Here is a 24150-nt window from a genome sequence, read left to right on the forward strand (position 1 = left end):
ACAGCGCTGCGCCGTTTTGCCCCGTGCACGTCCGGCTCACGCGCTTTCGCTGCTCCTGGCTGTTTTGTCTGGACCTCAAACGCTTCCGGTCTGTTAACTGCCCTTGGAGAGCGCCGTTCACTGCTCTCCCAGGGCGCGCGGAGGACAGTCCGACCCAGCTGCGAATACCCCGCGCCGAACACAGCACGCATCACGGGGGATGATCTCATTGCGTTCGTTAGGCCGTTCCGCTGCGCAGGAAAGCCCGAGGCCGGCGCAGAAGCACCGATCCGCCGATGCCCCCGGCATCGGGCAGGTCGACGTGGCGTTGCCCGCCGAGGAGGCCCAGGCCCTGCCCCGGCGCGCCGCTGAGCTCGGTGTCACCGTCAACACCCTGGTCCAGGGCGCCTGGGCGGTGCTCCTCGCCGGGCTCACGGGCCGGGACGACGTGGTCTTCGGGGCCACCGTCTCCGGACGCCCGCCCGCCGTCGCCGGTGTCGAGTCGATGGTGGGCCTGTTCATCAACACCCTTCCGGTACGCGTCCGTTGCACTCCGGGAATGTCGTTCGCGCAGGTCCTGTCCACGCTCCAGGAGCGGCAGGCAGCCCTGCTCGACCACCACCACCACAGCCTGTCCGCGATCCAGCAGGCCACCGGCCTGAAGGAGCTCTTCGACACCCTCGTGGTGTTCGAGTCCTACCCGGTCGACCGGGCCGCGGCCGCCGACGCCGGTACGGCGGCCGGGATCGCCATCACCGGTCTGCGCCCGTTCACCGGCACCCACTACCCGCTGACGCTGATGGCGGGCATGGATCCGTACTTGTGCCTGTCGCTCCAGTACCAGCCGTCCGCGCTCGACCGGGCCACGGTCGACCACATCGCTGCGCGCCTGCCGGACGTCCTGCGCCTCGCCCTGACCGCCCCCGATTCGCCGATGGCTCTGGCCGACGTCCTGGCCCCGGCTGACCGCGACCCCTTCCGCAGTGGTCCCGCGGACACGAGGGCGCCGGTTCCGGCAGCGACGCTGCCACAGCTCTTCGAGCGGCAGGCGGCGACAACACCGGACGCAACGGCGCTGGTCCACGACGGCGCCGCCCTGTCGTACGCGGAGATCAACGCGCGCGTCAACCGCCTGGCCCGGGAACTCGCCGCCCGGGGCGCGGGCCCGGAAACCGTGGTGGCGATCGCGCTACCACGCTCCCCCGAACTGATCGTGGCCATGCTCGCGGTCCTCAAGGCGGGCGCAGCCTATCTGCCGGTCGACCCCAAGTACCCCAGCAGCCGCCTGGACTTCATCCTCGGCGACGCCGCCCCCGCCCTGATCCTGACCGACACGGCGACGACCGGCGCACTGCCCGGGACCACGGCCCCGATCCTGCACTTGGACGACCTCGACGTGTCCCGTCGGCCCGGCGGCAACCCGGCCACCACCGACGGGACCGGTCCCCGGACGTTGGCATACGTGATGTACACCTCCGGCTCCACCGGCACCCCCAAGGGCGTCCTGCTCGACCACGCCACCATCACCAACGGCATCCACCACCTCGCCCACCAGACCGGCATCCGAGCGGGCTCACGCGTGCTGGCCTCCACCTCCATCAACTTCGACGTCTCCGTCTTCGAGATCTTCACCAGCCTCTGTCACGGCGCCACCGTCGACCTCGTGCAGGACGTCCTCGAGCTCACCGAACGCGACACCTGGACCGGCAGCCTCATCAGCACCGTCCCCTCCGCCTTCGCCGAACTCCTCGACCGGATCACCCCCACCACCTCCGTCGACACGCTCGTCTTCGCAGGCGAAGCTCTGCCGTCGACACTGGTGGAGCGGGTGCGGGAGGCGTTCCCCGGCGTCCGGATCGTCAACGCCTACGGTCAGACGGAGTCCTTCTACGCCACCACCTTCACCACCGACGGCACCCGGACCGGTGTGGGCAGCGCACCCATCGGCACCCCGCTGCCCGCCGTGCGCGCGTACGTGCTCGGCCCGTGGCTGAAGCCCGTTCCCCCGGGCGTCGTCGGCGAGTTGTACGTTGCCGGCGAGCTGGCCCGCGGCTATCGCGGCCGGGCGGCCCTGACCGCCGAACGCTTCCTCGCCGACCCCTACGGCCCGCCCGGCTCCCGCATGTACCGCACCGGCGACCTCGCCCGCCGGAACGGCGACGGACAGTTGGAGTACGCGGGGCGCACCGACACCCAGATCAAGATCCGCGGCTTCCGCGTGGAACCCGGCGAGGTCGAGGCCGCGCTCATCGCCCATCCCGACGTGACCAGGGCAGCAGTCGTCGCGAGGGATGCACCCACCGGGAGGCAATTGATCGCCTACGTGACGGGGGCAACCGTCGACGGCGGGACGCTGCGCGCGTTCGTGGCGCCGCGGCTGCCCGAGTTCATGGTCCCGTCGGCCTTCGTGGTCCTGGACCGGCTCCCGCTGACCCCCAACGGCAAGCTGGACCGCGCCGCTCTGCCCGCGCCGGACCCCACCGTGGGCACGGACGCGTACCGGGCCCCGCGCACTGCACACGAGGAGACGCTGTGCGCCCTGTTCGGGGAGGTACTGGGTGTGGAGCGGGTCGGCATCGACGACGACTTCTTCGCCCTCGGCGGTCATTCGCTGCTGATCGTGCGCCTGCTCGCCCGTATGGACGCCGAACTCGACGTGCGCGTCGGGGTGCGGGACTTCCTCACCGCCCCGCGCCCTGGCGACCTCGCCGGGCTCGTCGCCGGCGATACGGCGGGCCGGGCACCCGGCTCCCCCGCCGTGGTGCCGCCGTCGGAGGCGCGGCTCGCGCCCGGCCTGCGCTTCCCGGATGCCGGGGGCTTCGGCGCGCCACCGCGGCACGTACTGCTCACCGGCGCCACCGGGTTCGTCGGCGCGTTCCTGCTGCGGGAGCTCCTCGCGCAGACCGACGCGCAGGTGCACTGCCTGGTGCGCGCGGATGCGGAGACGGCCGGACGCGCGCGCCTGCACGCCGTGTTGGACTCGTACGGCATCGACGTGGGGGCGGACGCCGAGCGCGTGCGCATCGTTCCCGGCGACCTCGCGCAGGACGGCCTCGGCATCGGCGCGGCCCGCTGGGGCACGCTGCAGGACGAGCTGGACACGATCGTCCATGCGGGCGCGTACGTGCACCACCTGTCGGCGTACGAACGTCTGAAGGCGGCCAACGTGGAGGGCACGCGGGCGCTGCTGCAGCTCGCGGCCGCGGGCAGGCCGAAGCGCTTCCACTACCTGTCCACGCTGGGAATCTTCGGGCACGGCCCGACGCCGAGGCTGATCACCGAAGGCTCTGCGATCGAAGAGGCGCGACACATGGCCGCCGACGGCTACCTGGCGAGCAAGTGGGTGGCCGACATGATGGTCAAGGAAGCCGTCGCCCGCGGTGCGTCCGCCCGCGTGTACCGGCTCGGCCGCATCTGGGCGGAATCGGAGCGGGGCGCCATCAACCCGGACGACATGTTCTGCCGCCTGCTGGTCAGCTGCGCCGCCCTCGGCTGCCACCCGGAGGACACGGCGCTGCAGGCCGATCTGCTTCCCGTCGACATCGCGGCCCGCGCCCTCGTGGCCCTCGCCCTGACCGACGAAGGCCCGGAGTCCGCCGCCGTGCACCATCTGCATCACCCCGGGAAGACCGGCGCGGACGCCTTCCTGCGCGTCTTCGACGAGTGGCGGGGGACGCAGTCGGAGCCGGTGGGGCTCGGCACGTGGCTGCGCCGCCTCAGGCAGGCGAGCGAGGCCGGGCGCGACCTGCCGTTCCTGCCGTACCTCGACGTGTTCCAGCAGCACGTCGAGCAGATGGAGAACGCCGCGGGCGCGGTGGACGCCGCCGATCTCCCGTCCGACACCTACCGCAACGATCTGACCCTGCGGGCCCTTGAGCGCCTGGGCGTGGCCGTGCCCGAGGTCGACGAACGGATGATCCGGGACTTCTGGCAGCACTTGGAGGCCACGGGGGAGCTCGGCTGACAGGACGCGCCGGATCGCCCGGCAGGCTCCGGCAGGTGGCCCGCTGCGGGGGCTTCAGCGCCGGTGACCCCCGTACACCGGCGCTGGTGTGCCCTCGTCGGCACGCACGGCGTCCCGGCCGTGCACACGTACGACGCCCACCGGCCCGACGTCAGCGGCCGTCCCCACCACCGTCCTCCCGACGCCTGCGGCGGCGTCGGCCGAGGGCTCCCGCCAAACCGATCAAGCCACCTGTGAGCGCGCCGGACACGAGGATGCGCAGCAGGTCTTCCATGGTCCACTCCCCCTTCTGGGCCAGGTTCACCGTTGCCCGGTCCGCCCTGGGGCGCCAGGTGCTCGGGTGCCTGATCAACTACGAACGGGACACTACCGACGTGCAGAGCGCCTGGCTTGGACAAATTTGACCTCGCCCCTCACAGGGCCAGGGCGCCCTCTGCCACACGGGCGGCAGCCACCTGGCCGGGAGTGGTCTCGGCCAAGGCCCGGAACTCGCGGTTGAGGTGGGCCTGGTCGTAAAAGCCACAGGCAGCGGTCACTTCAGTGAGACTCGCTCCCCCGCGGGAGAGCAGCCGCACGGCCCGGTGGAAGCGCAGCACACGGGCGGACATCTTGGGCGTCAGGCCTACCTGTTCGGTGAACTTGCGGGTCAAGTAGCCCTGACTCCAGCCCACTTCGGCCGCGATGCGGCTGACCGGGATCGCTCCGCCGGCGTGGGAAAGCAGTCGCCAGGCGTGGCACACCTCGGGCGCGGGCCGCGGACCCCGCTCGATCCGGGCCGCCAACGCAATGTCCAGCAGGTCGAACCGGGCACCCCAGTTGCTCGTGGCGGCCAGTTGCTCCGCCAGCATTCCGCCCTCGGCGCCGAAGACGTCGCAGAGCCCGACCACCCTGTTGGTCAACTCGCGCATCGGAACGGCGAACAGCCGGTAGGCGCCCAGAGGGGTCAACTCGAGCCGGATCGCCTCCTGGCCACCAGGGTGGTCACACATCCGGGGCCCGTCCTCGAGACCCGCGACCAGCGAGCCGGTCACCTGGCTCTCCGGACCCGACTCCCCCAGCCGGCGGACCTGGGCGAACGGCTCCCCCAGGCTGATCACCAGGACCGCCCGACCCGTGGGAACCAATCGCACCCGGTAGGGCACGGCCCCCGCCGCCTCCCAGTAGCCGGCATAGCTGTGCACGAACGGGCGTAATCGGGCAGGCCACGGGCGGGTGACCCGCCAGCGCCCACCCAACCGGGTCATCTCGACACCCCGACCGGCCGTGCCCGTGCTTCCGGTGACCTGCATGGCCCTCCCCTTCCAGCGGCGCCGAGCGCCCGGCCCCGGCCGAGACCCCTGACGGTCGGTGGGCCTCGACCCGGTACCGCTCCCTGAGCATGCATCAGCATCCCAGAGACCACGGGCAGTACGGGCTGCGAGCGCGTTACGGCGACGACGGACCGATCAGAACGCGCCGCCGTCGATCAGCGCGAGGACCTCCGCTGTCGGCCGCACATCGCCAAAGGACCGGTAGACCGTGTGGAGGGTGGCGTTGTGGTCCTGATCGCGGCCGGTGGCGTTGGCATCGGCCACCATGACGACCCGGTAGCCGAGCGTCGAGGCATCGCGGGCGGAGGACTCGCAGCAGACGTTGGTGACCGTTCCTGTGATCAGAACCGTGTCGATGCCGCGCGCCTCGAGCCGCTCGGGGAGTGGGCAGTGGCCGGGGAAGAAGGCGCTGGGTGCGGTCTTCTCCACCAGCACGTCGTCGGCACCGACAGTGAAGCCGTGCCACAGGCGATCGGAGAGCGGGCCGCTGCCGCCGGCGTTGCGGAACATCCCGGCCGCCTCGGGGCCGTGGAATTCGTCGCCGACCCGGGTGCGCTCGGTACGCCCGGGCAGTACCCAGGCGACCGTTCCGCCGGCGGTGCGCAGTCGGCCGGCCAGACGCCGGACGTTCGGGACGATGCCGCGGCAGTACGGGTTGGCTTCCACGAAGAACGGCACCATGTCGACCACCACCAGCGCGGTGCGGGCGGGATCGAGGCTGGTGTACGCGAATCGGCGGCCGCGGCGCTCCTCCTGGCGCCGGTACTCGCGGTCCTCGATGTGCCAGGCGTGCGGGAGCGGTTCGTTGTCGGACACGGCGGAGCTCCTGTCGGTCGTGGTCGGGGTGACGCTTCCGGAACGACGGACCCGTCGAGTCCGTCACCGGCAAGGCAGCTTGGCGACTCTCGTCGTCCCGGTGCGGGTGAGGGCGGCGGCGACCGCGGTGAGCGCGGGCTGGACGGTCCCGCTCAGTCGACGCCGAGCAGGCGCCGCCGGTCCTCGGGACGGGATGCGAACTCCGCACAGGACGCTCGGTGGACGATGCGTCCCTTCTGCATGACCGCGACCTCCTGCGCGACGGAGAAGGCGAGCCCCAGGTTCTGCTCGACGAGCACGACCGACATGCCCTGCGCGCCCACCTCGCGGATCACCTCCCCGACCTGGGCGACGATCGCGGGAGCGAGGCCGTCGGACGGTTCGTCGAGCAGCAGCAGACGCGGATTGCCCAGCAGCGCCCTGGCGATCGCGAGCATCTGCTGTTCCCCGCCGGAGAGCTCGTCCCCGCGGTGGCCGAGCCGCTCCCCCAGCCGCGGCAGCAGGCCGAGGACGCGGGCCCTCGTCCACGGGCCCGTCGCCGGGCGCCGCGAGGCGATCGTCAGGTGCTCGGCCACGGTCAGCGGGGCGAACACCCGGCGCCCCTGCGGGACGACGCCGACCCCGGCTCGGGCGATCACGTCGACGCGGGACCCGGCGATCTCCTGTCCGCCGAGCGTGACGCTGCCTGCGTACGGCCGGACGAGCCCCATGACGGTCGAGATCAGGGTGGTCTTCCCGACCCCGTTGCGCCCGAGGACGGCGACGATCCCGCCCGCGTCGAGATCGAGGTCGACACCGCCGAGGACGACGCCTCCGGCGTACCCGGAGCGCAGCTCACGCACGCTGAAGAACGATTTCACGAGGAGACCTCCACGGTGCCGAGGTAGGCGCTCTGGACTTCGGCGGAGGCCCGTACCTCGTCCGGGGAGCCGGTCATCACGTGTCTGCCGAGGTGCATGACGGTGACCGTGTCGGCGAGCTCGAAGACCATGTCGAGGTCGTGTTCGATGAGCAGTACGGTCACCTCGCCGGGCAGGGCGGCGATCAGGTCGGTGAGCCGTGCGGTCTCCGCGGGAGACATGCCGGCGGCCGGCTCGTCCAGGAGCAGCAGCCGGGGGTCGGTGGCCAGTGCGACGGCGACCTCCAGCTGCCGCCGCTCACCGTGCGAGAGCGCGGCCGCTGCGACCTCGTGCCGGGCGGGCAGACCCACCCGTTCGAGCAGCGCGTGCGCCTGTGCGAGCTCCTTCGGGCGGGCGCCGACCTTCCGCCATCCGCCGAGGCCTCTCCCGGCCCGGCGCAACACGGCAAGCATGACGTTCTCCAGTACGGACTCCCGCATGAAGAGACTGGAGTGCTGGAACGTCGCTGCGACGCCGAGCCCGACCCGGCGGTGCACGGGCAGCCGGGTCACGTCCTTCCCGTCGACGAGGATGGATCCGGCGGTGACCGGCAGCGTTCCGGAGATCAGGCCGAACAAGGTCGACTTGCCCGCGCCGTTCGGGCCGATGATCGCGTGCCGCGCCCCTGCCCTCACGGCGAGGGAGACCTCGTCCAGGGCCCGGAAGGACCCAAAGTGCCGGGACGCCTTCCGTAGTTCGAGCAGAGGGTGGCTGTGGTCGTGGTCTGTCACGTCGTTCTCTTCCGGGTCGGCGCGAGCGGCAGCCGTACGCCGGCCAGCCCGCGGGGCAGCGCGTAGACGGCGACGACGAAGAGCACCCCGAGCAGCAACGGGCCACGCCCGGCGACGGCTTCGAGGTTTCCGAGGTAGTCCCGGGTGAGCCAGACGAGTGCGGCGCCGGCGCAGGCTCCCCACATCGAGCCGGAGCCACCGATGACGACGGCCAGCAGCGCCAGGGCGGCGATCTCGAATCCGGCGTCGCCGGGCGAGACGAAGCGCTGTACCGAGACCCACAGGGCTCCGGCGGCGCCGGCCAGCGCCCCGGCGCCGCAGTAGACGGTCAGGGCGTAGCGCTGCGTCGGATAGCCGATCGCCCTCATCCGTGGCTCGTTGTCGCGGACGCCGCGCAGGGCGAGGGCGAACGGGGTCGATCCCAGGCGGGAGACGGCGGCGAAGAGCAGCAGGAACACCGCCAGTACGTAGAAGTAGACGAGGCCGTCCAGCGCCAGCGCGGGCATGCCGGGCAGCGGTACCACGGCCGGGATGCCCGATACGCCGTCGGTGCCGTTCGTCAGCGACTTCCAGTTGACGGCGGCGCTGTACGCGATCTCGCCGATGGCCAGTGTCAGCATCAGGAAGACCACGCCCCGGGCCCTCACCGCCAGCCACCCGGTCGGCACCGCCACCAGCGCGGAGACGCCGGCGGCGATGAGGAGTTGCAGGACTCCGATGTCGGTGAGTCGCGTCGCCACGATCGCGGCCGTGTAGGCACCGACTCCGAAGTACGCCGACTGACCGAGGGTCGGCAGTCCGGTCAGGCCGGTGAGCAGGTTCACGCTGATGGCGAGGAGCCCGAACACCAGGATCCGCGACAGGGTGCCGACGGCGTACGGGTCGAGGACGAAGGGGGCCAGGGCGAGTGCGACGACGACGGCGGTCACGGACAGCGGCCGCGCGCCCCTCCGGGCAGCTCTGTTCGGGCTCATGTGCGCACCGCCGAGGGGATCAGGCCGTTCGGGCGGACGACGAGCACGAGCAGCATCGTGCCGAAGAGGAGGAAGGGAGCGTACTCGGGGAGCAGCGCCACCCCGAGGGTCTGCACCTGGCCGATGAGGAGCGCTCCGGCGAGCGCGCCGCGCACGGACCCGAGGCCGCCCACGACCACGACGACGAGCGAGAGGACGAGTACGCTCTCGTCGACGCCCGGACCGGGGCCCAGAATCGGTGCCCCGAGGACACCGCCGACCACCGCCAGGGCCGCGCCGGAGGCGAAGATCCCGTACAGCACCTTGCGGACGTCGACCCCGAGCGCGCGCACCATGTCCCGGTCCGCGACGGCGGCTCGCACGAGTGCCCCGAGCGAGCTGCGTTCGAAGACGAGGTGGACGAGGAGCGCGAGGGCGGCCGCGACGCCGATGAACACCAGCCGGTAGACCGGATACGCGTGGCCGACGAGGTCCACCGTGCCGCGCAGGGCGGTCGGCGGGTCCGTGGGCAGCACCTCGCCGCCGAAGGCCGCGGCGAGCAGGTCCGCGACGATGAAGGTGATGCCGAGCGTCAGCACGGCCTGGTCCAGGTGCCCGCGCCGGGCCAGCGGCCGGGTGAGGAACGTCAGCGCGGCCCCGCCCATGCCGCCCACCAGGGCGCCGGCCGCCAGCGCGAGGACAAGACCCCACACGCTCCCGTCGGACAGCGCGTAGGCGACGTACGCTCCGGCGAGGTAGAGCGTGCCGTGGGCCAGGTTCAGCACGTCCATCATGCCGAAGACCAGGGAGAGTCCGACCGCGATCGTGAACAGCAGCAGACCGAAGGCAACCCCGTCGACGACGCTGACGAGGTTGCCGTCCAACCATCCGGTCATGTCAGCCGCCCAGCCGGCCGAGCTCGGACACGGCGGTGTTGGCCCCCTGCTTGACCTCGCGCAGGTACCAGGGCTGGACGGGGGTACCACCGCTGTTGAACTGCCAGGTGCCGCGCGGGCTGTCGATGTCCCCCACCTTGGCGATGGCGGCGTTGACCGATTCCGGGGTCACGGTGCCACCGGCCGCCTTGATCGCTTTGTCGAGCACCTGCGCCGCGTCCCATGACGCCATCGCGTAGGTGGTCGCAGGCACGCCGTAGGCGGACTGGTAGGCGGGCGCGAACTGCTTGTTGGCCGCGTTGTCCAGGTCCGCGCTGTAGTTCAGCGCGGTGAGGATGCCGTCGGCCGCCTCGCCCTGTCCCTTCAGCACGCCGCCCTCGGTGAGGAAGCCGGGCGCGTAGAGCGGGATCTTGCCGGCCAGCCCGAAGTCCCGGTACTGCTTGACGAAGTCGACGGCCGCGCCGCCCGCATAGAAGCAGAAGACCGCCTTCGCACCGGAGTTCTCGATCTGTGCCAGGTACGGCTGGAAGTTCTTCGTCGCCGGGAACGGGGTGTAGACCTCCTCGCCCGCGAGCTTGCCCCCGGCCGGGAGGAAGGTGGACTTGAATCCCTCCACCTCGTCCTTCCCCGCCTGGTAGCCCGCGGCGATCAGGAAGACCGGACCGCCGGCCTTCTCCGCGATGTACTTGCCCAGCGCCTTGCCCGGCTCGTCGTTGACGTACGACGTGCGCCAGATGTACTTGGTCCCGGTCAGCGTCGTCGGCGAGGCGTTCGAGCCGACGAGCGGGATCCTGCTGTTCTCGAAGAGGTCCTTGACCCCGTTGATGGTGGCCGAGCTGACCACGCCGCTCACCGCCAGCACCCGGTCCTGCTTGACGAGCTTCTCGGCCGCCGCCTTGCCGGAGTCGGCCGTCTCCCCCTCGTCGGCGATCACGATCTGCACCTCGCGGCCGCCGAGTTTGCCGCCGTGCTGCTTGACGTACAGCTCGAAGCCCTGCTTCATGTCGTCGCCGAGCGCCTTGTACGTGCCGGACTGCGGGACCAGGAGCCCGATCTTCACGGGCCCGCCCTGCTGGTCGCCGTCGCCGGTCCCGAGGCTGGCGCCACCGCACGCGGTGGTCAGCAAGAGGCCCGTTGTGACGGCGATCAGAGCAACGGGACGAAACCGACGCGCCATGGAGACTCCGTACGTTCGTGCCGGTCCTGTGGACCGGGTGTTGGCGATGGGGTGCCGCGGAGGGTGACACGTGTTTATCGCGCCATTGAGACGGCCGTCAATAGTTCGCGAGATGTCAAGCGGCAGGAACCTCCCACCTCTTGACCCCGGTCGCGCTCATGCAGTAACACTTGCGGTCGTCAAATATCCGCCATATCAATGCGGCGGCGGCCCCGCGATCAGTCAGGGAGTGAGCACCATGACCGACGATCCATCACGACGCAAAGTCCTCAAGAAGGGCACGGTGTTGGCCGGTGTCGCACTGCTCTCCGGGATTCCGGCCGGGCACGCGGGGCAGGCCGCCCCTCGAGCGGACGAACCCCCGCCCGTCGTGGACGCGCCCGCGGGCCGGCTGCGCGGAGTCGTCGAGGGAGGTCTCACCGTCTTCAAGGGCGTGCCCTACGCGGCGCCGCCGGTCGGCGCCCTGCGCTGGCGCCCGGCCGAGCCCCATCCCGGCTGGTCGGGAACGCGCGACGCGATCGCGTTCGGCCCCAGTGCGCCGCAGCTGTACCGGGAAGGGGGCGACCAGGTACTCGGAACGCACGGCTCGCCCCCCTTCGACGAGGACTGCCTCACGCTCAACGTCTGGACCCCGCGGGCCGACAACGACAAGCGCCCGGTGATGGTCTGGATCCACGGCGGCGGCTTCATCTCCGGATCCGGCTCACTGCCCATCTACTCCGGCGAGACCTTCGCGCGCGACGGCGACCTCGTCGTGGTGACCATCAACTACCGGCTCGGACCGCTCGGATACCTCTACTTCGGCGAGGACGGCACCGGGGGGAACTTCTGGCTCACCGACCAGCTCGCCGCGCTGCACTGGGTACGGGACAACATCGCCGCGTTCGGCGGGGACCCGGACGACATCACGCTCGCCGGCCAGTCCGGTGGCGCGTTCTCGGTCGCGGCGCTGGCCGGTGCCCGGCCCCAGGGCCGTCCGCTCTTCCGACGCGCCATCCTCCAGAGCCCGCCGCTCGGGCTGCAGATCCCCACGCGTGCGGAGTCGTTGCAGCGCAGCGCCACCTTCCTCGACGTCCTCGGGGCCAAAGACGTGGCGCAGCTGCGGACCCTGCCCTGGCAGCAGCTGATGGGCGCCACCGTCGAGATGTTCAAGCGCACCGGTCGGTGGGGGTACTGGTCGACGCCGTTCCTGCCGGTGCTCGACGAGGTGACGCTGGACCGCCACCCCTCCGACCTGCTGCTCAGCGGCCCCGGGGCGGACATCGACATCCTGATCGGCTGCACCAGGGAGGAGGCCAACTTCGCCTTCGGGCTCGACCCGACGTACGCCGCCGCCACCAAGGACCAGGTGCTGGCCCGGATGCGGGACACCTTCGGGAACCGGGCTTCCGAGGCATACGGCGCGTACGAGGAAGCCCGGCCGGGCGCCCGGCCGGTGGACGTGCTCATGGACCTGATCAGCGACGACCTGTTCCGCATGCCCGGCCTGGCACTCGCCGAACGGCGGGCGGCGGCGCGCAAGCGTCCGGTGTGGGCGTACCAGTTCGACCTCCCGACCCCCGCGCACGGCGGTCGGCTCGCGGCGGCGCACTGCCTGGAACTGCCGTTCGTCTTCGACAACTTCGACAAGTGGTCGGGGGCGCCCTTCCTGACGGGGCTCGACCCGCGGATCAGTGAGGGGCTGGCCTCGACCATGCACGCGGCGTGGATCTCCTTCATCCGCACCGGCGATCCCAACCACCAGGCCATGCCGCACTGGCAGCGCTACGAGCGGGACTCCCGCACCACGATGCGCCTGGACACGGTCACCGCCGCCACGGACGACCTCGCCGGGTACTGGCGGCGCCTGCGCCGGCCGACGGCCTCATGACCACGCGGCCCGGCCCTGCCAGGGGGCCGGGCCGCCGGCAACGGGGTGTCGGTCTTCAGGGGCGCTCGAAGAGCTGGAGGACTCCCCCGGCCGAGAAGCAGAGCGCACCCGTCAGCGTGCCCCAGTTGGCGATGTCCTCGTTCACCAGGCTTCCGGTCGCGGGACGGGTGAAGGCCGCCAGAGCCGAGATGAGGAAGAGGACGGATCCGAGCTGATTGATCGCGACGATCCACCAGCTGAGGTCGCGGGAGCGCACGCCCGGCCGGCCATGGCAGACCTCGAGCAGAGCGAGGTGCCCCGAGACCAGGAACAGGATGCACCCGACCATGTCGGGGGCCCAGATCAGCCTGTTCACCTGCTGGAGCGAGAGCCCCTGCAACAGGGAGCTCAGCAGGTTGATGCCGAACACGAGGGTGCCGATGAACAGCACGAAGGTGCTCAGCCAGTCGATCCGGTAGGGCTCGTACCTCCACCAGGCCCAGGCTCGCGTGGCCAGTGAGCCCGCTCCCGCCTCCGGGCGGGGAGCGTTGATCGCCTGGAGCAGTGAGGCGTAGCCGCCCGTGTTGAAGAACAGGCCCCCGGCGAAGTAGATCCAGGCGCCCGTTGCATCACTCGAGCCGAACTGGGCGACCCAGGCCCCGAAGGCGAAGAGGGCCCCGCCGACGGTGAACGCAAGCGCGGCGACGGTGTTCAGCCGGCGCAGCCGGCTGACCGACACCCCGTCAGCGATGCGGGGACTCGGCTCGTGCTCGCCCGCGGCGCTCACGAGGAGCAGTCCGCGCTTGCGTGCCACGCGCGACTCCCAGACCGCCGTGCCCCCCTTGACGGGGCGCCAGGTCAGCCGGGTGGTGAATGGTCCCGCTCCCCCGGAACGCCCTTCGCTGTGGCTCACCCGCCGACCATAGCCTCCGACGTCCCCCGGCCCGCGGCGTGACCTGCCCTCTCACTGCGTTGGGTGAACGAACGTCACGGGGCGCGCAGGAGCTCACACGGTTACTCGGCGGCCCTACTCGTGCTGCTCGCCTTCCAACGCCTTCACCAGCTCCGGCAGGCCGCCGCCCGCCACCACGAGGGCAAGGTGGTCGTGGAAGTCCCGGCTGCCGGCGATCAGGCCGTCACGGACCCGCAGTACCTGGATGTTGGCGCTTTCGAAGGTCCGTCCGGTCACCCGGTGGCGAACCCGGTAGTCCCACTCGGCAATGACCACTTCCGGGTCATCGGTCTCCCGGACGACCACGTTCACCGGGGTCAGCTCTACGGGCATACCCGCGGAGAGTTGCGCGAACCGCGCTTCGAGCACGGCCCGGCCCTCGAAACGGCGCGGCCCGACCGGCTCGAAGACGGTCTCCACGACAGCGTCTCCCGCGTAGAGTTCGGCCAGCTCCGAGAACCGCCCCTCACTGATGCGCTCCAGCAGCTTGTGGAAGACCTCTCGTGGTGACAGCGTTTTGGGCATGATCAACCTCCGGCGGGATCAGTACTAGAATCGGACTAGCGGCTCCGTTTTCAACGATACGGACTGGCAACTCCGGTTGTCCAGGGCTTCTTTCGCCGCATGCAGAGGAGGCGGAAAGGGATGACTGGCGCTCAGGAGCGCCCGCTGCGGGCGGACGCCGCCCGCAACCGGGCCAGGGTGCTCGATGCCGCCACGGAGGTGTTCACCACCCGCGGCGTCGGCGTGCCGACCGAGGAGATCGCCCGGGCCGCCGGAGTCGGGGTCGGCACGCTCTTCCGGCACTTCCCCACCAAGGAGGCGCTGCTGGAGGCGGTGATGGTGCGCAGGCTGGAGGCGATCGCGGCCATGACCGAGCAGCTGGCGGCCCGGGCCGATCCGGCCGAGGCCTTCTTCGCCTGCTTCCGCCTGGTGGTGGAACAGTCGGCGGGCAAGAACGAGTTCGCCCAGGCGCTCGCCGCGGCCGGGGTGGACGTGCACGCATCGCTGCACGAGCCGAGCGAGGAGATCCGGACCCGGCTGGCCGGCCTGCTGTCCGAGGCCCAGCAGGCCGGGGTCGTCCGCCCGGAGTTGCGCCTGCCGGAGCTGCTCGCCCTGCTGGTCGGTACCGGCACCATGCTGGAGCAGCTCGGCGCGGACCCGGCGGCCCGGGAGCGGATCTTCGAGGTGGTCTTCGACGGGCTCCGGCCACGCTGACCGGCTGCGTCGCCGGGCTGCGGGGAACGGGAAGCGGACCGGGCCGGGTTGGAGCGCCGGCCCGAGCCCTTTCCGTGTGTGTACAACCCTGGTTGTAGCCGGCGCTTCCCCCCGGGGGAGTAGAGGGCACCTCGTGGTGGTAGGGAGGAATCAACTCCTGGTGGGCCGACACCTGCGGCAGCCAGCGGCTACGTTGTCGCCCGTTCCGCAACACCCATGACGGAGGACCGCCGCATGCGCATGCAGACCCGGTTGGCTGATGACCCCCGCAAACGAGTGGTGTGGGGGATATCCCTCGTCCTGATCACGGTCACCGCGCTCCTCGGGGGCGCACCCGGGACCGCCACGGCGACGACCCTCGCCGCCCCGCCCGTTCCCGTGCTGTCCTGGGGCCCCTGCGACGGCGCGGACGCCGACGACCCCGGCGACGGCTTCGAATGCGCGACCGCCCTGGTGCCTCTGGACTACCGCCGGCCCACCGGCCGTACGATCCCGCTCGCGGTCACCCGGCGCCTCGCCGCCGACCCGGCGCACCGCACCGGCGTCCTGCTGCTGCACCCCGGCGGACCCGGCAACTCGGGTGTGGACTTCGCCCGCAACAGCTACGACGCGCTCCCCGCCTCCCTCCGCGGCGCCTTCGACGTCGTCGGGTACGACATGCGCGGCGTGGCGCGCAGCGGGCAGGTGGAGTGCTGGAACGACAAGGAGTACTCCGCCGCCGTCGACGCGGCGCTCGGTGGACCCGGCCCGGGCGCCCTGCACACAGCCGTCCGGCAGGGCCTCGACTTCGCCCACGCCTGTCAGGAGCGGTCCGGGGAGCTCGTACCGTTCGTCGGCACCGGGTCGAACGCCAAGGACATCGACCTGCTGCGGCAGGCCCTCGGTGAGGAGACGCTCTCCTTCTACGGCCGTTCCTTCGGCAGTTACGTCGGCACCGTGTACGCCGCACAGTTTCCGCGGCGCGTGCGCGCCATGGTCCTGGACGGGGCCTACGATCCGCGGCGCTACGCCGATGTGCCGTACGCCTACGACGCCGGGCAGTTCGTCGCCCTGGACGCGGCGGTCGGCCGGTTCCTGGACTGGTGCGCGCAGAACGCCACTGCCTGCGGATTCGGCGAGGGCCGGCCGCGGGAGGCCTTCGAGGAACTCAAGCGTTCTCTGGACGCCGACCCCGTCATCACCGCGAGCGGGCGCCCGGCCACCGGCTACACCCTCGCCTACCGGCTGATGTTCAACGTCAACTCCGGCAAGGAGATCTGGCCCTACCTGGGACAGGCCCTGCGGGCGGCGCAGGCACACCAGGGTTCGTTCCTGCTGTCACCGCCCTCCCCCGCGTCGTTCGACTTCCTCAACGTCAACATGGCCGTCGAGTGCGCCGACCGCGTCTACCCCACCAGCCGCCTGCTCCTCGGCCGGCTGGTCAGCGCCCATGTCGCCGCCGCTCCGCTGCTGGGACCCCCCATCGGCCTCGGGCCGCCCACGTACGACCACAACCACGCGCCCACCTGCGCCCAGTGGCCGGCCGAGCGCCCGAGCCGCTACGAGGGCTCCTACCGGGCGGCCGGTTCCGCCCCGATCCTGGTCCTCGGCACGACCGGGGACCCGGACACCCCGTACCAGGACGCCGTGGCCCTCGCCGGAACGCTGGACAACGGACGGCTGCTGACCTTCGCCGCCGAAGGACACACCGCCTACAACCGGAGCGCCTGCGTCAGCGCCCTGGTCACGGACTACCTCGCCACCAAGGCGCTGCCTGCGCGGGGCACCGTCTGTGCGGACGAGACGCCCCCGGAACCGATCGCCCGCCGGACCACGGGCATCGAGGCCGACGAAACGCGCGATGTGATCCCCGTCCTGCGCTGAGCACGTTGGAGACTGGTCGGGACGGGTGCAGAGGCGGTGGCGGTGGAGATGACTGCGCGGTATGTCACGGACCTGATCGGTGCGCTGGAACGGAACGCGGGGCGCCCGGCGATCGGGTCCGGGCCCGTGGTCGCGGGATTTTCCGAGGTGCTGGCCGATACGTACCGGCTGGCGGGCGTCCTCGGGGAGCTCGGGGTGCGGCGCGGCGCGGGGCTGGCCTGCGTGAGCGGCAACCGGCCCGAGGTGCTGCTGGTCCGGTTGGCCGCGCACGTACTGGGCGCGCGGTTGACCCAGGTGATCGTCGGCCCCGCCACCCATGGCCTGGACTTCCTGCTGCGCGACTGCGCGCCGGTCGTGGTGGTGAACGACACCCCGGTGCCGGACACAGGGGTTGCGCGCATCGGGCTGGAGACGTTGTTGCGGCTGGCCCGCTCCCGGGAAGTCCGGCCCGTGCCCGTCCAGGCCCGTGAGGACGACGTTGCGCGGGTGACGTACACCGGGGGCACGACGGGCAGGCCCAAGGGGGTGGCCTCCACCTTCGCCGCGATGGCGGACCGGACCGCCACGCGCGGTCAGCGCGGCAAGGCCGGCGGACCTGCGGCGCCGGTCTATCTGTCGGTCACCTCGCTCGCGCAGCGTTCCGGGGGCCGGTGCCTGGAACACCTGCGCGAGGGAGGCCGGGTGGAGGTCCTCGGGCTCTTCGACACGCGGGAGTTCGCAGCCGCCTGCCGGCGCCTGGCGCCCGTGTCCACGTACCTGACGCCCTCGATGGTGTACCGGTTGCTGGACGACCCGGCGACCGCCGACGGCGTGCCGGGGCTCACCCGGGTGTCGTACGGGAACTCTCCCATCCACCCGGAACGGCTGCGGCAGGCTCTGACCCGTTGGGGTGCGCGGCCGAGGTGGCGGCAGGGCTACGGGATGAACGAAGCCGGGGTGATCTGCAGGCTGTCGGCGGCCGATCACGACGCGGGGGTGACCGACCGGCCGCACCTCCTGAGCTCCGTCGGCCGTCCAGCGCCCGGCGTGGACGTACAGGTGCGCGACCAGGACGGGGCGCAGTCGGAGCGAGGGCGTACCGGAGAGGTGTGGGTGCGGTCCCCGATGATGATGGCCGGCTACTGGAACCAGCCCGAGCTCACGGCCCAGGTGATGCGAGGCGGATGGCTCAGGACCGGGGACCTCGGTCACTTCGACGCCGACGGGTACCTCTACCTCGACGACCGGGTCAAGGACGTCGTCATCGTGGACGGTGTGAACATCTACTGCGGTCCGATCGAGACGGCCCTGACCCGGCACCCCGCCGTGGCCGAGGCCGCGGTGGTGGGCCGGGCCGGCGATCTCACCGGCGAGGAGGTGTGCGCCTTCCTGGTGGCGGCGCCGGGTCACGCTCCTACGAGCACGGTGGCCGCCGAGGCGTGCCGGCTGGCGGCCGATGCGCTGTCACCGGCCCACCGGCCGACCGCCGTCTTCTGGGAGTCGGCCCTTCCCCTCACCGACCGGGGCAAGCCGGACAAGCGCCTGCTGCGGAAGCGGGCTGCCGGATCGGGTCCTGCACCCACCACCCCGTAGCCCCGGCCGACGACAGCGGGTCAGGAACCGGCGGCGCGGAGGGAGCCGGTGCTGGAACCGCTGGTGTCGCCGATGAAGCAGGTGATCTCCCGGTCGCCGCGGATCCAAGTGGTGGGCTGCGGGTAGTAGTAGTACACCTCGAGCGTCTCCGAGAGCTTCGCGTCCGCGCCGACGTAGCCGGTGAGCGCCGCGCCGCCGCACTTCTCCTCGGCGATCGAGATGACCTTGTCCTTGCCCGGGTACGCCCCGCCGTCCAGGTTGAAGACGCTGTAGGCCTCCCCTTCGTGGGCTTCGCCGCACGGCACGATCTTCACCCTGAAGCCGGCGTCACCACCCTCCTCGTCGTCGTACTCCGCCAGCTTGCCGCCCGTGTTGAAGCAGTCCCCCTTGCGGATGTCCTCCACGCGGACGGAGCCCGGGGTGGTGGCCTGGCCGCTGGTGTCGCGCTTCGGCGGGGCGCTGTCGCCGAGTCCTCCGGAGAGTCCGAGGACCAGCACGACCGCGTAGAACGCGATGGCCAGGCTGTGGATGACGATGGCCGCGATGGCGAAGCCCTTGCCCCTCTCGCCGCGGTCGCGGATCTGTGAGAGGGCGATGATGCCGAGGATCAGCGGAACCAGCGGGATCCCGCAGACGACCGACATGACGAAGGCCACGATGGCCAGCGTGTTGGTCTTCTGCGACATCGGGGGCGGCGCGTACCAGCCTTGCTGGCCGCCGTACGGCCCGGGCTGTCCCGGCTGTCCGTACGGTCCCGGCTGCGGGTACGGCTCGGGGGACGAAGGTGGCTGCGGCGGTATGGACATGCGGGTGGGTGCTCCTTGCACAGAGGGTGAGAAGAAACCTACAGCCAGGGCATGACAATCCCTGGTCGGGGGTCTGGTGCCCGCTGCCCCCAGACCGGAGCGGACAGGACGGTCAAAGGCTCGCGAAGAGGTCGTCGAGCGGGGCCGGGACCCGTCCGGGGTCGAGGGCCTCCACCAGGAGACGGCCGTAGCGGATCTTGCGGCCCTTCTTCGTGCCGAGGAAGCGCCGCAACTGCTGGTGCCGGGGCCGGCCATGGTGGGAGGGCTGGCGCAGGAACGTCTGCCAGGCACGCAGGTCGCCCTCGGCCAGGATGATCTCCTCGACCCTCGCCGGTCCCAGCGCGCGGATGAACTCGTCCTCCAGGTCCGCCGCGCACACGAAGAAACCCGGGCCCGGCGCCCCGGACCGATTCAGGGCACGGTCGTAGTAGCGCTGCTCGCGCTCGTCGCACAACCCCGTCAGGCGCAGGCCGAGCCCGGGCGGCCCGAGAAGGCCTGCGTAGCGCCCCACGCTCATCGCACCGCCCATCGACACGACGCCCACCCCTTCGGCCGCGAGGTCCCGGCCGCGCAGGGTGGCCAGCGCCTCGACGGCCGCGAGGTCACTCAGCCCTTCCAGCAGAACCGCCGTCCGCAGCCCCAGTTGCTCCGCCATATCGCCCGCCGGTCCGCCGGGACCGCCGGTCGCCCAGCGGCCGACCGCGTCCCGGAACGCCCCGATGTCCACCATGGAGCAAGTCTGCACGGACACCGACCGGTACGGCACGGAATTTTGCCCGGCGCCGTCCAGGTCCCGGGGATTGTGCGACACCCGCCGCCGTACCCGTACTGCAACGGAGGGAGGAGCGCGAGGCGTGCGACGGCGCGCGTGGGTACGGGCCGCATGCTGGCCTCTCGTACGGTCGCCACGGGCATCGCCCGTTCGGCCCGGTCCCCACCCGCTGCGCGGCCTTCGTACCGCCCGAACCCCCGGAGAAACATGGCCGAGCCCGCAGCCCCTCAGGCCACTGCCGCGACGCTGCTGCGCCGCCCGCAGTTGTGGCTGGTACCCACGGTCCTCACCGGGCTGCTCGCCCTGCTGCTGTCCCTCCTTTACATGGGCGGCATCGTCAATCCCAACCGGGACCTCCGCGACCTGCCCATCGCCCTCGTCAACGACGACATCGGCAAACCGCCGCCCGGGCAGCAGGAGAACCTGGGCACACAGGTCACGACCGCCATCGCAGCCGACACCGGGGGCGGCAAGGCCGAGTGGCGCACACTGACCCGTGTCCAGGCCCAGGATCAGCTCGACTCGGGCAAGGTCTACGGCGCCCTGATCGTCCCGGCCGGCTTCACGGACGACGTCACCGCCCTCACCACGCCGGGGGCGACCCGAGCGCCGACGATCACCGTGCTCACCAATCCCGGCAAGGGCAGCCTCGGCTCCTCCCTCGCCAGTCAGATCACGACCAAGGCCGCGCACCAGGCGTCCCAGACCATCGGCAGGCAGCTCGCGGCAGCGGCCGGCGCCCAGGCGAGTCCCACCGGGAAACTGCTGCTCGCCGACCCGGTGAACGTCGTCACCCAGGTCGGGCACCCGATCGGCATTCACAGCGGCCTCGGCCTGACCGCCTTCTACTACACCCTGTTGCTCGTGCTGGCCGGGTTCATGGGCGGCAACGTGATCAGCAACGGCGTCGACACGGCCCTCGGCTACGCGGACAACGAGATCGGCCCGTGGCACACCCGCCGGCCCACCGTGCCGATCAGCCGCACCCAGACGCTGCTGCTGAAGATGGTGATGACCGCGGGCATCACGCTCGTCAGTGCCTCGCTGGTCCTCGTCGCCTGCGTCGGCATCCTCGGTATGGACGCGTCCCAGCTGCCCCTGCTGTGGGTCTACTCGTACTGTGCGGCCCTCGCCGTCGGCCTGGGCGTGCAGGCCATCAATGCCGCGTTCGGCGGGATCGGCCAACTGGTGTCGATGTTCGTGTTCATCGTCCTGGGCCTGCCTTCGTCGGGCGCCACCGTGCCGCTCCAGGCCGTACCCGGCTTCTACCGGTTCCTGTCCCACTTCGAGCCCATGCGGCAGCTCAGCGACGGGGTGCGCGCGATCCTCTACTTCGACGCCCGTGGCGATGCGGGGCTCACCCGTTCCTGGATCATGATCGCGATCGGCGTCGTCCTCGCCCTGCTCTTCGGCTTCGCCATGACCACGTACTACGACCGCAAGGGGCACAAGCGCCTCACCCCGCAAGCCGCCTGACCCCGTGAAACCCGGCCGGTCACTTTCCCACGGTGTTCATGAGGACGATCGCCGCGAGGTCGGCGAGGATGACGAAGAGGATTCCGATGATCATCGCCCAAGCCCTGCGCGATTCATCCATGTTCACGTCCATGGGATCACCTCCCGGCTGACGCGCGCGTCGCGCGCACGAGCAAGGGCCGCACAGCACTCCGGCCCGCGTCTTCCATGATGGACCCGTTGCGCCGGGCGCACCCGCGCACGTGCGTCTTACGGCGGGGGCCGGGTGTCGTCCGGGCGGAGGGCGGTGCGGACGCCGGTGACGACCACGGTGATCAGGCAGAGGGCGATGATGGTCTCTGCCCACAGGAAGGCGAACCAGTCCAGCACACAGCCGATCGGTGGTGTGCCGGGGGCCGTGTTGCGGAACGCCGAGAGGGCGAACAGGGTGGCGGCCATCCACGCGAGGGCGGGCCAGACCAGGCCCTCGGTGCGGGTCGTCAGGTACCAGGTGCCCAGGAGCACGGACGCCGCCAGCGCCCACATCACGACCATCATGAAGACCGCGAAGACGATCAGGCTGCCCGATCGGGACAGCCTCAGCGCCACGACGGCCTCCTGCCGGGAGGGCTCGGGTTCCGCGGAGATCGAGAAGAGCGTGTCGTTGTTGGTGAACAGCAGGCGCACCGGCACCTGCTTGCCTCCCAACTGCGCCCTGAACGCGATGGCGGTCTCGTAGGTGTCGAACGGGTAGTCGCTGATCGACCCACCCGCGAGTGCGACCTGCACGTCCCTGGTCTCGAGCCGCTCGTGCGCCGGGAACTCCAGGTCGCCGAGGGTGGCCCCGGAGGTCTGGAGACTGAGATCGGCCACCGGGGCGGCTCCCTCCGTCTCGCCGAGGGTCCCTCGCGGGGTGACCCAGACGCGCAGTACCAGCTCTCTGGCCGTGGCGTCGACGTGTTGGACGGCGGCTGCCACGTCCACCCGGTCGGCGGCTGAGGATCCGACGGTGTGGACCGTGTCGCCCGCCTGGCGCTCGGTGAACTGCAGCCACGAGCCCACGCCCACCGCCACCACGATCAGGATCGCGATGGGCAGCAGGACCGGCAGGATCGACCCCCCGGAGCGGCGGGGGCGGGGCGGGTCCGGCGGTGCGGCCATGGTGACTCCGACGAGGTGGGAAGGGGAACGGACTCGGCCTGCCCGTGATGCGGCGCGCGTCCATCGTGTCGGACGGGCCGGGGGTTACGGGTGGTGACCGCTCCGCGTGCACCCGAACGCGCTACCCGGTAGCGTCGAAAGGGCGCGTTCCGCCCAAACCGTTGCGGCCTGGTCCCGCCAGTGGCTGCTGCCGGAGACGTCGGCAGAGGAACGAGAACACATGCCGAAGCACAGCATCCACGCGGTGGCTGCCGCGGCCGCTCTGGCCTGCCTGGCGGCACTCGGCCCCACACCCGGCAGCGCCCCCTCAGCAGCTGCCCGGGGTGCCGGGCCCAGCCCGGCAGCCCCCCGGTTCGTGCCCGGCGCCTGTCCGAAGCCGCCCGAGCCCATCGAGGCGCTGAGCAAAGCCCGGTGCGGTGTCCTGGAGGTCCCCGAGAACCGCTCCCGCCCCGGCAGCCGGACCATCAAGCTGGCCGTGGCGAGGATCCCGGCCGCTGCGGACAAGCCCGCCGCGGAGCCGGTGGTGTTCATGGCCGGCGGTCCCGGTGCCGACACGTTCGACGACATTCCCTTCCTCATCGACTCCGGTCTGAACAAGGACCGCGAGCTGATCGTCATGGCCCAGCGCGGCAACCTCTACGACCGGCCGAACCTCGCCTGCCCGGAGGTCGACCGGTTCAACGCGCAGGCCGTGGGCCTGGGATACGACTCGCAGCAGGCGGAAGACATCATGCTGAAGGCGGTGAAGGACTGCCGGGCCCGCCTGACGGCCGACGGCGTCGACCTGAGCGCCTACAACACCACCGAGAACGCCGCGGACTTCGCCGACCTGCGCAAGGCGCTGGACATCCCCCGGTGGAACGTCTACGGGTACTCCTACGGCACCAACCTGGCCCTCACGTACCTGCGCCTGCACCCCGAGGGAATCCGCTCGGTGGCGATCGACTCGATCGCACCTTCCCAGTTCGTGACCCTGCCGTGGACATGGGGCAGCACCGCGGAGGGAATCCACAACATCTTCCAGGCGTGCGCGGCGCAGCCCGCCTGCAAGGACCGGTACCCGGACCTCCCCGGCCTGCTGACGGAGCAGGTGCGCAAGCTGGAGGCCAACCCCCTGACGCTGAACGTCACGCCGCAGGGCGGAGGCAAGCCGGTCAAGACCGTCCTCGACGGGGGCGCCCTGCTGAACCTGATCGTCGCCTTCACCCCCCGGCCCAAGGACATTCCGGCGGCGCTCGACGAGCTCAGCCGCGGCAACCCGGAGCGCTTCGCGCAGGCCCGGGCGGCCGGCTCGGTCCAGAAGACCGGCGAATTCGCGCACGGCCTGACGAACTCGATCGCGTGCAGCGAGTGGGCTCCGGGCTACTCGGAAGCCGACGTGCTGAAGGCGGGGCAGAAGGCCTACCCCGAGTGGCCGGACACGGTCCTGGCCCAGGCGCCGCAACTGCCCTTCCAGTACCCGGTGTGCGGGGTCTGGAACGTTCCGGACCGTGCGAAGATCCAGCGGGTGCCCACGTTCAGTGCGGTGCCGGCGCTCGTCGTCTCCGGCACGTTCGACGTGAAGACCGGGGCGAGTTGGGCGAAGGGCGTGGCTGACAACCTGTCCAATTCAACCTCCGTGCTGGTTCCCGGAATCGGCCACTGGGTGGTCCCGCAGTCGCCGTGCGCGCAGCGCGTACTGGCGTCGTTCTTCGCTCGCCCGACCGCTCCCGACACCTCGTGCGTGGACGGCCTCGAACCCGCACCGTTCACCATCATCCCGAAATGACCGGGAGGG

The 24150-nt window shown here is 71.3% G+C and carries 19 protein-coding genes; 7 read left to right on the plus strand and 12 right to left on the minus strand.

The window, feature by feature from the left end:
* The first annotated feature begins 301 nt into the window (after positions 1–301).
* Positions 302–3943, plus strand: coding sequence for an amino acid adenylation domain-containing protein (locus AB5J51_RS03845; protein ID WP_369776841.1), 3642 nt, complete (start codon positions 302–304; stop codon positions 3941–3943).
* Positions 3944–4356: 413 nt separating this feature from the next.
* On the opposite strand, the gene AB5J51_RS03850 is transcribed toward AB5J51_RS03845, so the two are convergent.
* The 7 genes from AB5J51_RS03850 to AB5J51_RS03880 form a co-directional block, all read right to left on the minus strand.
* Positions 4357–5232: a helix-turn-helix domain-containing protein gene (locus tag AB5J51_RS03850; RefSeq protein WP_369776842.1), complete on the minus strand. Its 876-nt coding sequence runs from the start codon at positions 5230–5232 to the stop codon at positions 4357–4359.
* A 156-nt stretch (positions 5233–5388) separates the two neighbouring features.
* A complete protein-coding gene (locus AB5J51_RS03855) occupies positions 5389–6069 on the minus strand; it encodes an isochorismatase family protein (protein WP_369776843.1) in 681 nt (226 codons plus the stop codon).
* 152 nt (positions 6070–6221) lie between these two features.
* Positions 6222–6929 carry an ABC transporter ATP-binding protein gene (locus AB5J51_RS03860; RefSeq protein WP_240805649.1) on the minus strand — a complete coding sequence of 236 codons (708 nt, stop codon included), beginning with the start codon at positions 6927–6929 and terminating at the stop codon, positions 6222–6224.
* Positions 6926–7699 (minus strand): ABC transporter ATP-binding protein, encoded by a 774-nt coding sequence (locus AB5J51_RS03865; RefSeq protein ID WP_369776844.1) that lies wholly within the window; start codon positions 7697–7699, stop codon positions 6926–6928. The genes AB5J51_RS03860 and AB5J51_RS03865 overlap by 4 nt, the downstream gene beginning before the upstream one ends.
* Positions 7696–8673, minus strand: coding sequence for a branched-chain amino acid ABC transporter permease (locus tag AB5J51_RS03870; RefSeq protein ID WP_369776845.1), 978 nt, complete (start codon positions 8671–8673; stop codon positions 7696–7698). The genes AB5J51_RS03865 and AB5J51_RS03870 overlap by 4 nt, the downstream gene beginning before the upstream one ends.
* Positions 8670–9548, minus strand: coding sequence for a branched-chain amino acid ABC transporter permease (locus AB5J51_RS03875; protein WP_369776846.1), 879 nt, complete (start codon positions 9546–9548; stop codon positions 8670–8672). The genes AB5J51_RS03870 and AB5J51_RS03875 overlap by 4 nt, the downstream gene beginning before the upstream one ends.
* 1 nt (position 9549) lies before the next feature.
* Positions 9550–10674: an ABC transporter substrate-binding protein gene (locus AB5J51_RS03880; protein WP_369776847.1), complete on the minus strand. Its 1125-nt coding sequence runs from the start codon at positions 10672–10674 to the stop codon at positions 9550–9552.
* A gap of 289 nt (positions 10675–10963) precedes the next feature.
* Between AB5J51_RS03880 and AB5J51_RS03885 the strand changes: the two genes are divergently transcribed.
* Positions 10964–12595, plus strand: coding sequence for a carboxylesterase/lipase family protein (locus tag AB5J51_RS03885; protein ID WP_369776848.1), 1632 nt, complete (start codon positions 10964–10966; stop codon positions 12593–12595).
* Positions 12596–12650: 55 nt separating this feature from the next.
* Here the strand turns inward: AB5J51_RS03885 and AB5J51_RS03890 are convergent, their stop codons facing one another.
* Both AB5J51_RS03890 and AB5J51_RS03895 read right to left on the minus strand, forming a co-directional pair.
* Positions 12651–13487, minus strand: coding sequence for a hypothetical protein (locus AB5J51_RS03890; protein ID WP_369776849.1), 837 nt, complete (start codon positions 13485–13487; stop codon positions 12651–12653).
* Between the two features lie 114 nt (positions 13488–13601).
* Entirely contained in the window at positions 13602–14051 is a 450-nt protein-coding gene (locus AB5J51_RS03895; RefSeq protein ID WP_133895689.1) for a nuclear transport factor 2 family protein, read from the minus strand.
* 120 nt (positions 14052–14171) lie between these two features.
* Here AB5J51_RS03895 and AB5J51_RS03900 point away from each other — a divergent pair, with 120 nt between their 5' ends.
* From AB5J51_RS03900 to AB5J51_RS03910, 3 genes are all read left to right on the plus strand, one after another.
* Positions 14172–14744: a TetR/AcrR family transcriptional regulator gene (locus tag AB5J51_RS03900; RefSeq protein ID WP_053788827.1), complete on the plus strand. Its 573-nt coding sequence runs from the start codon at positions 14172–14174 to the stop codon at positions 14742–14744.
* Between the two features lie 240 nt (positions 14745–14984).
* On the plus strand, positions 14985–16607 hold the full coding sequence (locus AB5J51_RS03905) for an alpha/beta hydrolase (protein WP_369780213.1): 1623 nt from the start codon (positions 14985–14987) through the stop codon (positions 16605–16607).
* 48 nt (positions 16608–16655) lie between these two features.
* Positions 16656–18179: an AMP-binding protein gene (locus AB5J51_RS03910; RefSeq protein WP_369776850.1), complete on the plus strand. Its 1524-nt coding sequence runs from the start codon at positions 16656–16658 to the stop codon at positions 18177–18179.
* A gap of 20 nt (positions 18180–18199) precedes the next feature.
* Here AB5J51_RS03910 and AB5J51_RS03915 read toward each other — a convergent pair whose 3' ends face one another.
* Together AB5J51_RS03915 and AB5J51_RS03920 are read right to left on the minus strand one after the other, a co-directional pair.
* Entirely contained in the window at positions 18200–18985 is a 786-nt protein-coding gene (locus tag AB5J51_RS03915; protein WP_369776851.1) for a DUF4190 domain-containing protein, read from the minus strand.
* A 112-nt stretch (positions 18986–19097) separates the two neighbouring features.
* Positions 19098–19715, minus strand: coding sequence for a TOPRIM nucleotidyl transferase/hydrolase domain-containing protein (locus AB5J51_RS03920; RefSeq protein ID WP_369776852.1), 618 nt, complete (start codon positions 19713–19715; stop codon positions 19098–19100).
* Positions 19716–19964: 249 nt separating this feature from the next.
* On the opposite strand from AB5J51_RS03920, the gene AB5J51_RS03925 reads away from it, so the two are divergent.
* Positions 19965–21233 (plus strand): YhgE/Pip domain-containing protein, encoded by a 1269-nt coding sequence (locus AB5J51_RS03925; protein WP_053788823.1) that lies wholly within the window; start codon positions 19965–19967, stop codon positions 21231–21233.
* A gap of 249 nt (positions 21234–21482) precedes the next feature.
* Here AB5J51_RS03925 and AB5J51_RS03930 read toward each other — a convergent pair whose 3' ends face one another.
* Entirely contained in the window at positions 21483–22373 is an 891-nt protein-coding gene (locus tag AB5J51_RS03930; RefSeq protein ID WP_369776853.1) for a DUF4436 family protein, read from the minus strand.
* Positions 22374–22593: 220 nt separating this feature from the next.
* Between AB5J51_RS03930 and AB5J51_RS03935 the strand changes: the two genes are divergently transcribed.
* The gene (locus AB5J51_RS03935; protein ID WP_369776854.1) at positions 22594–24141 is read left to right on the plus strand and encodes an alpha/beta fold hydrolase; all 1548 of its coding nucleotides are present in this window, start codon (positions 22594–22596) and stop codon (positions 24139–24141) included.
* Positions 24142–24150 lie beyond the last annotated feature (9 nt).

This window comes from Streptomyces sp. R33 (assembly GCF_041200175.1).
Taxonomy (GTDB): domain Bacteria; phylum Actinomycetota; class Actinomycetes; order Streptomycetales; family Streptomycetaceae; genus Streptomyces; species Streptomyces katrae_B.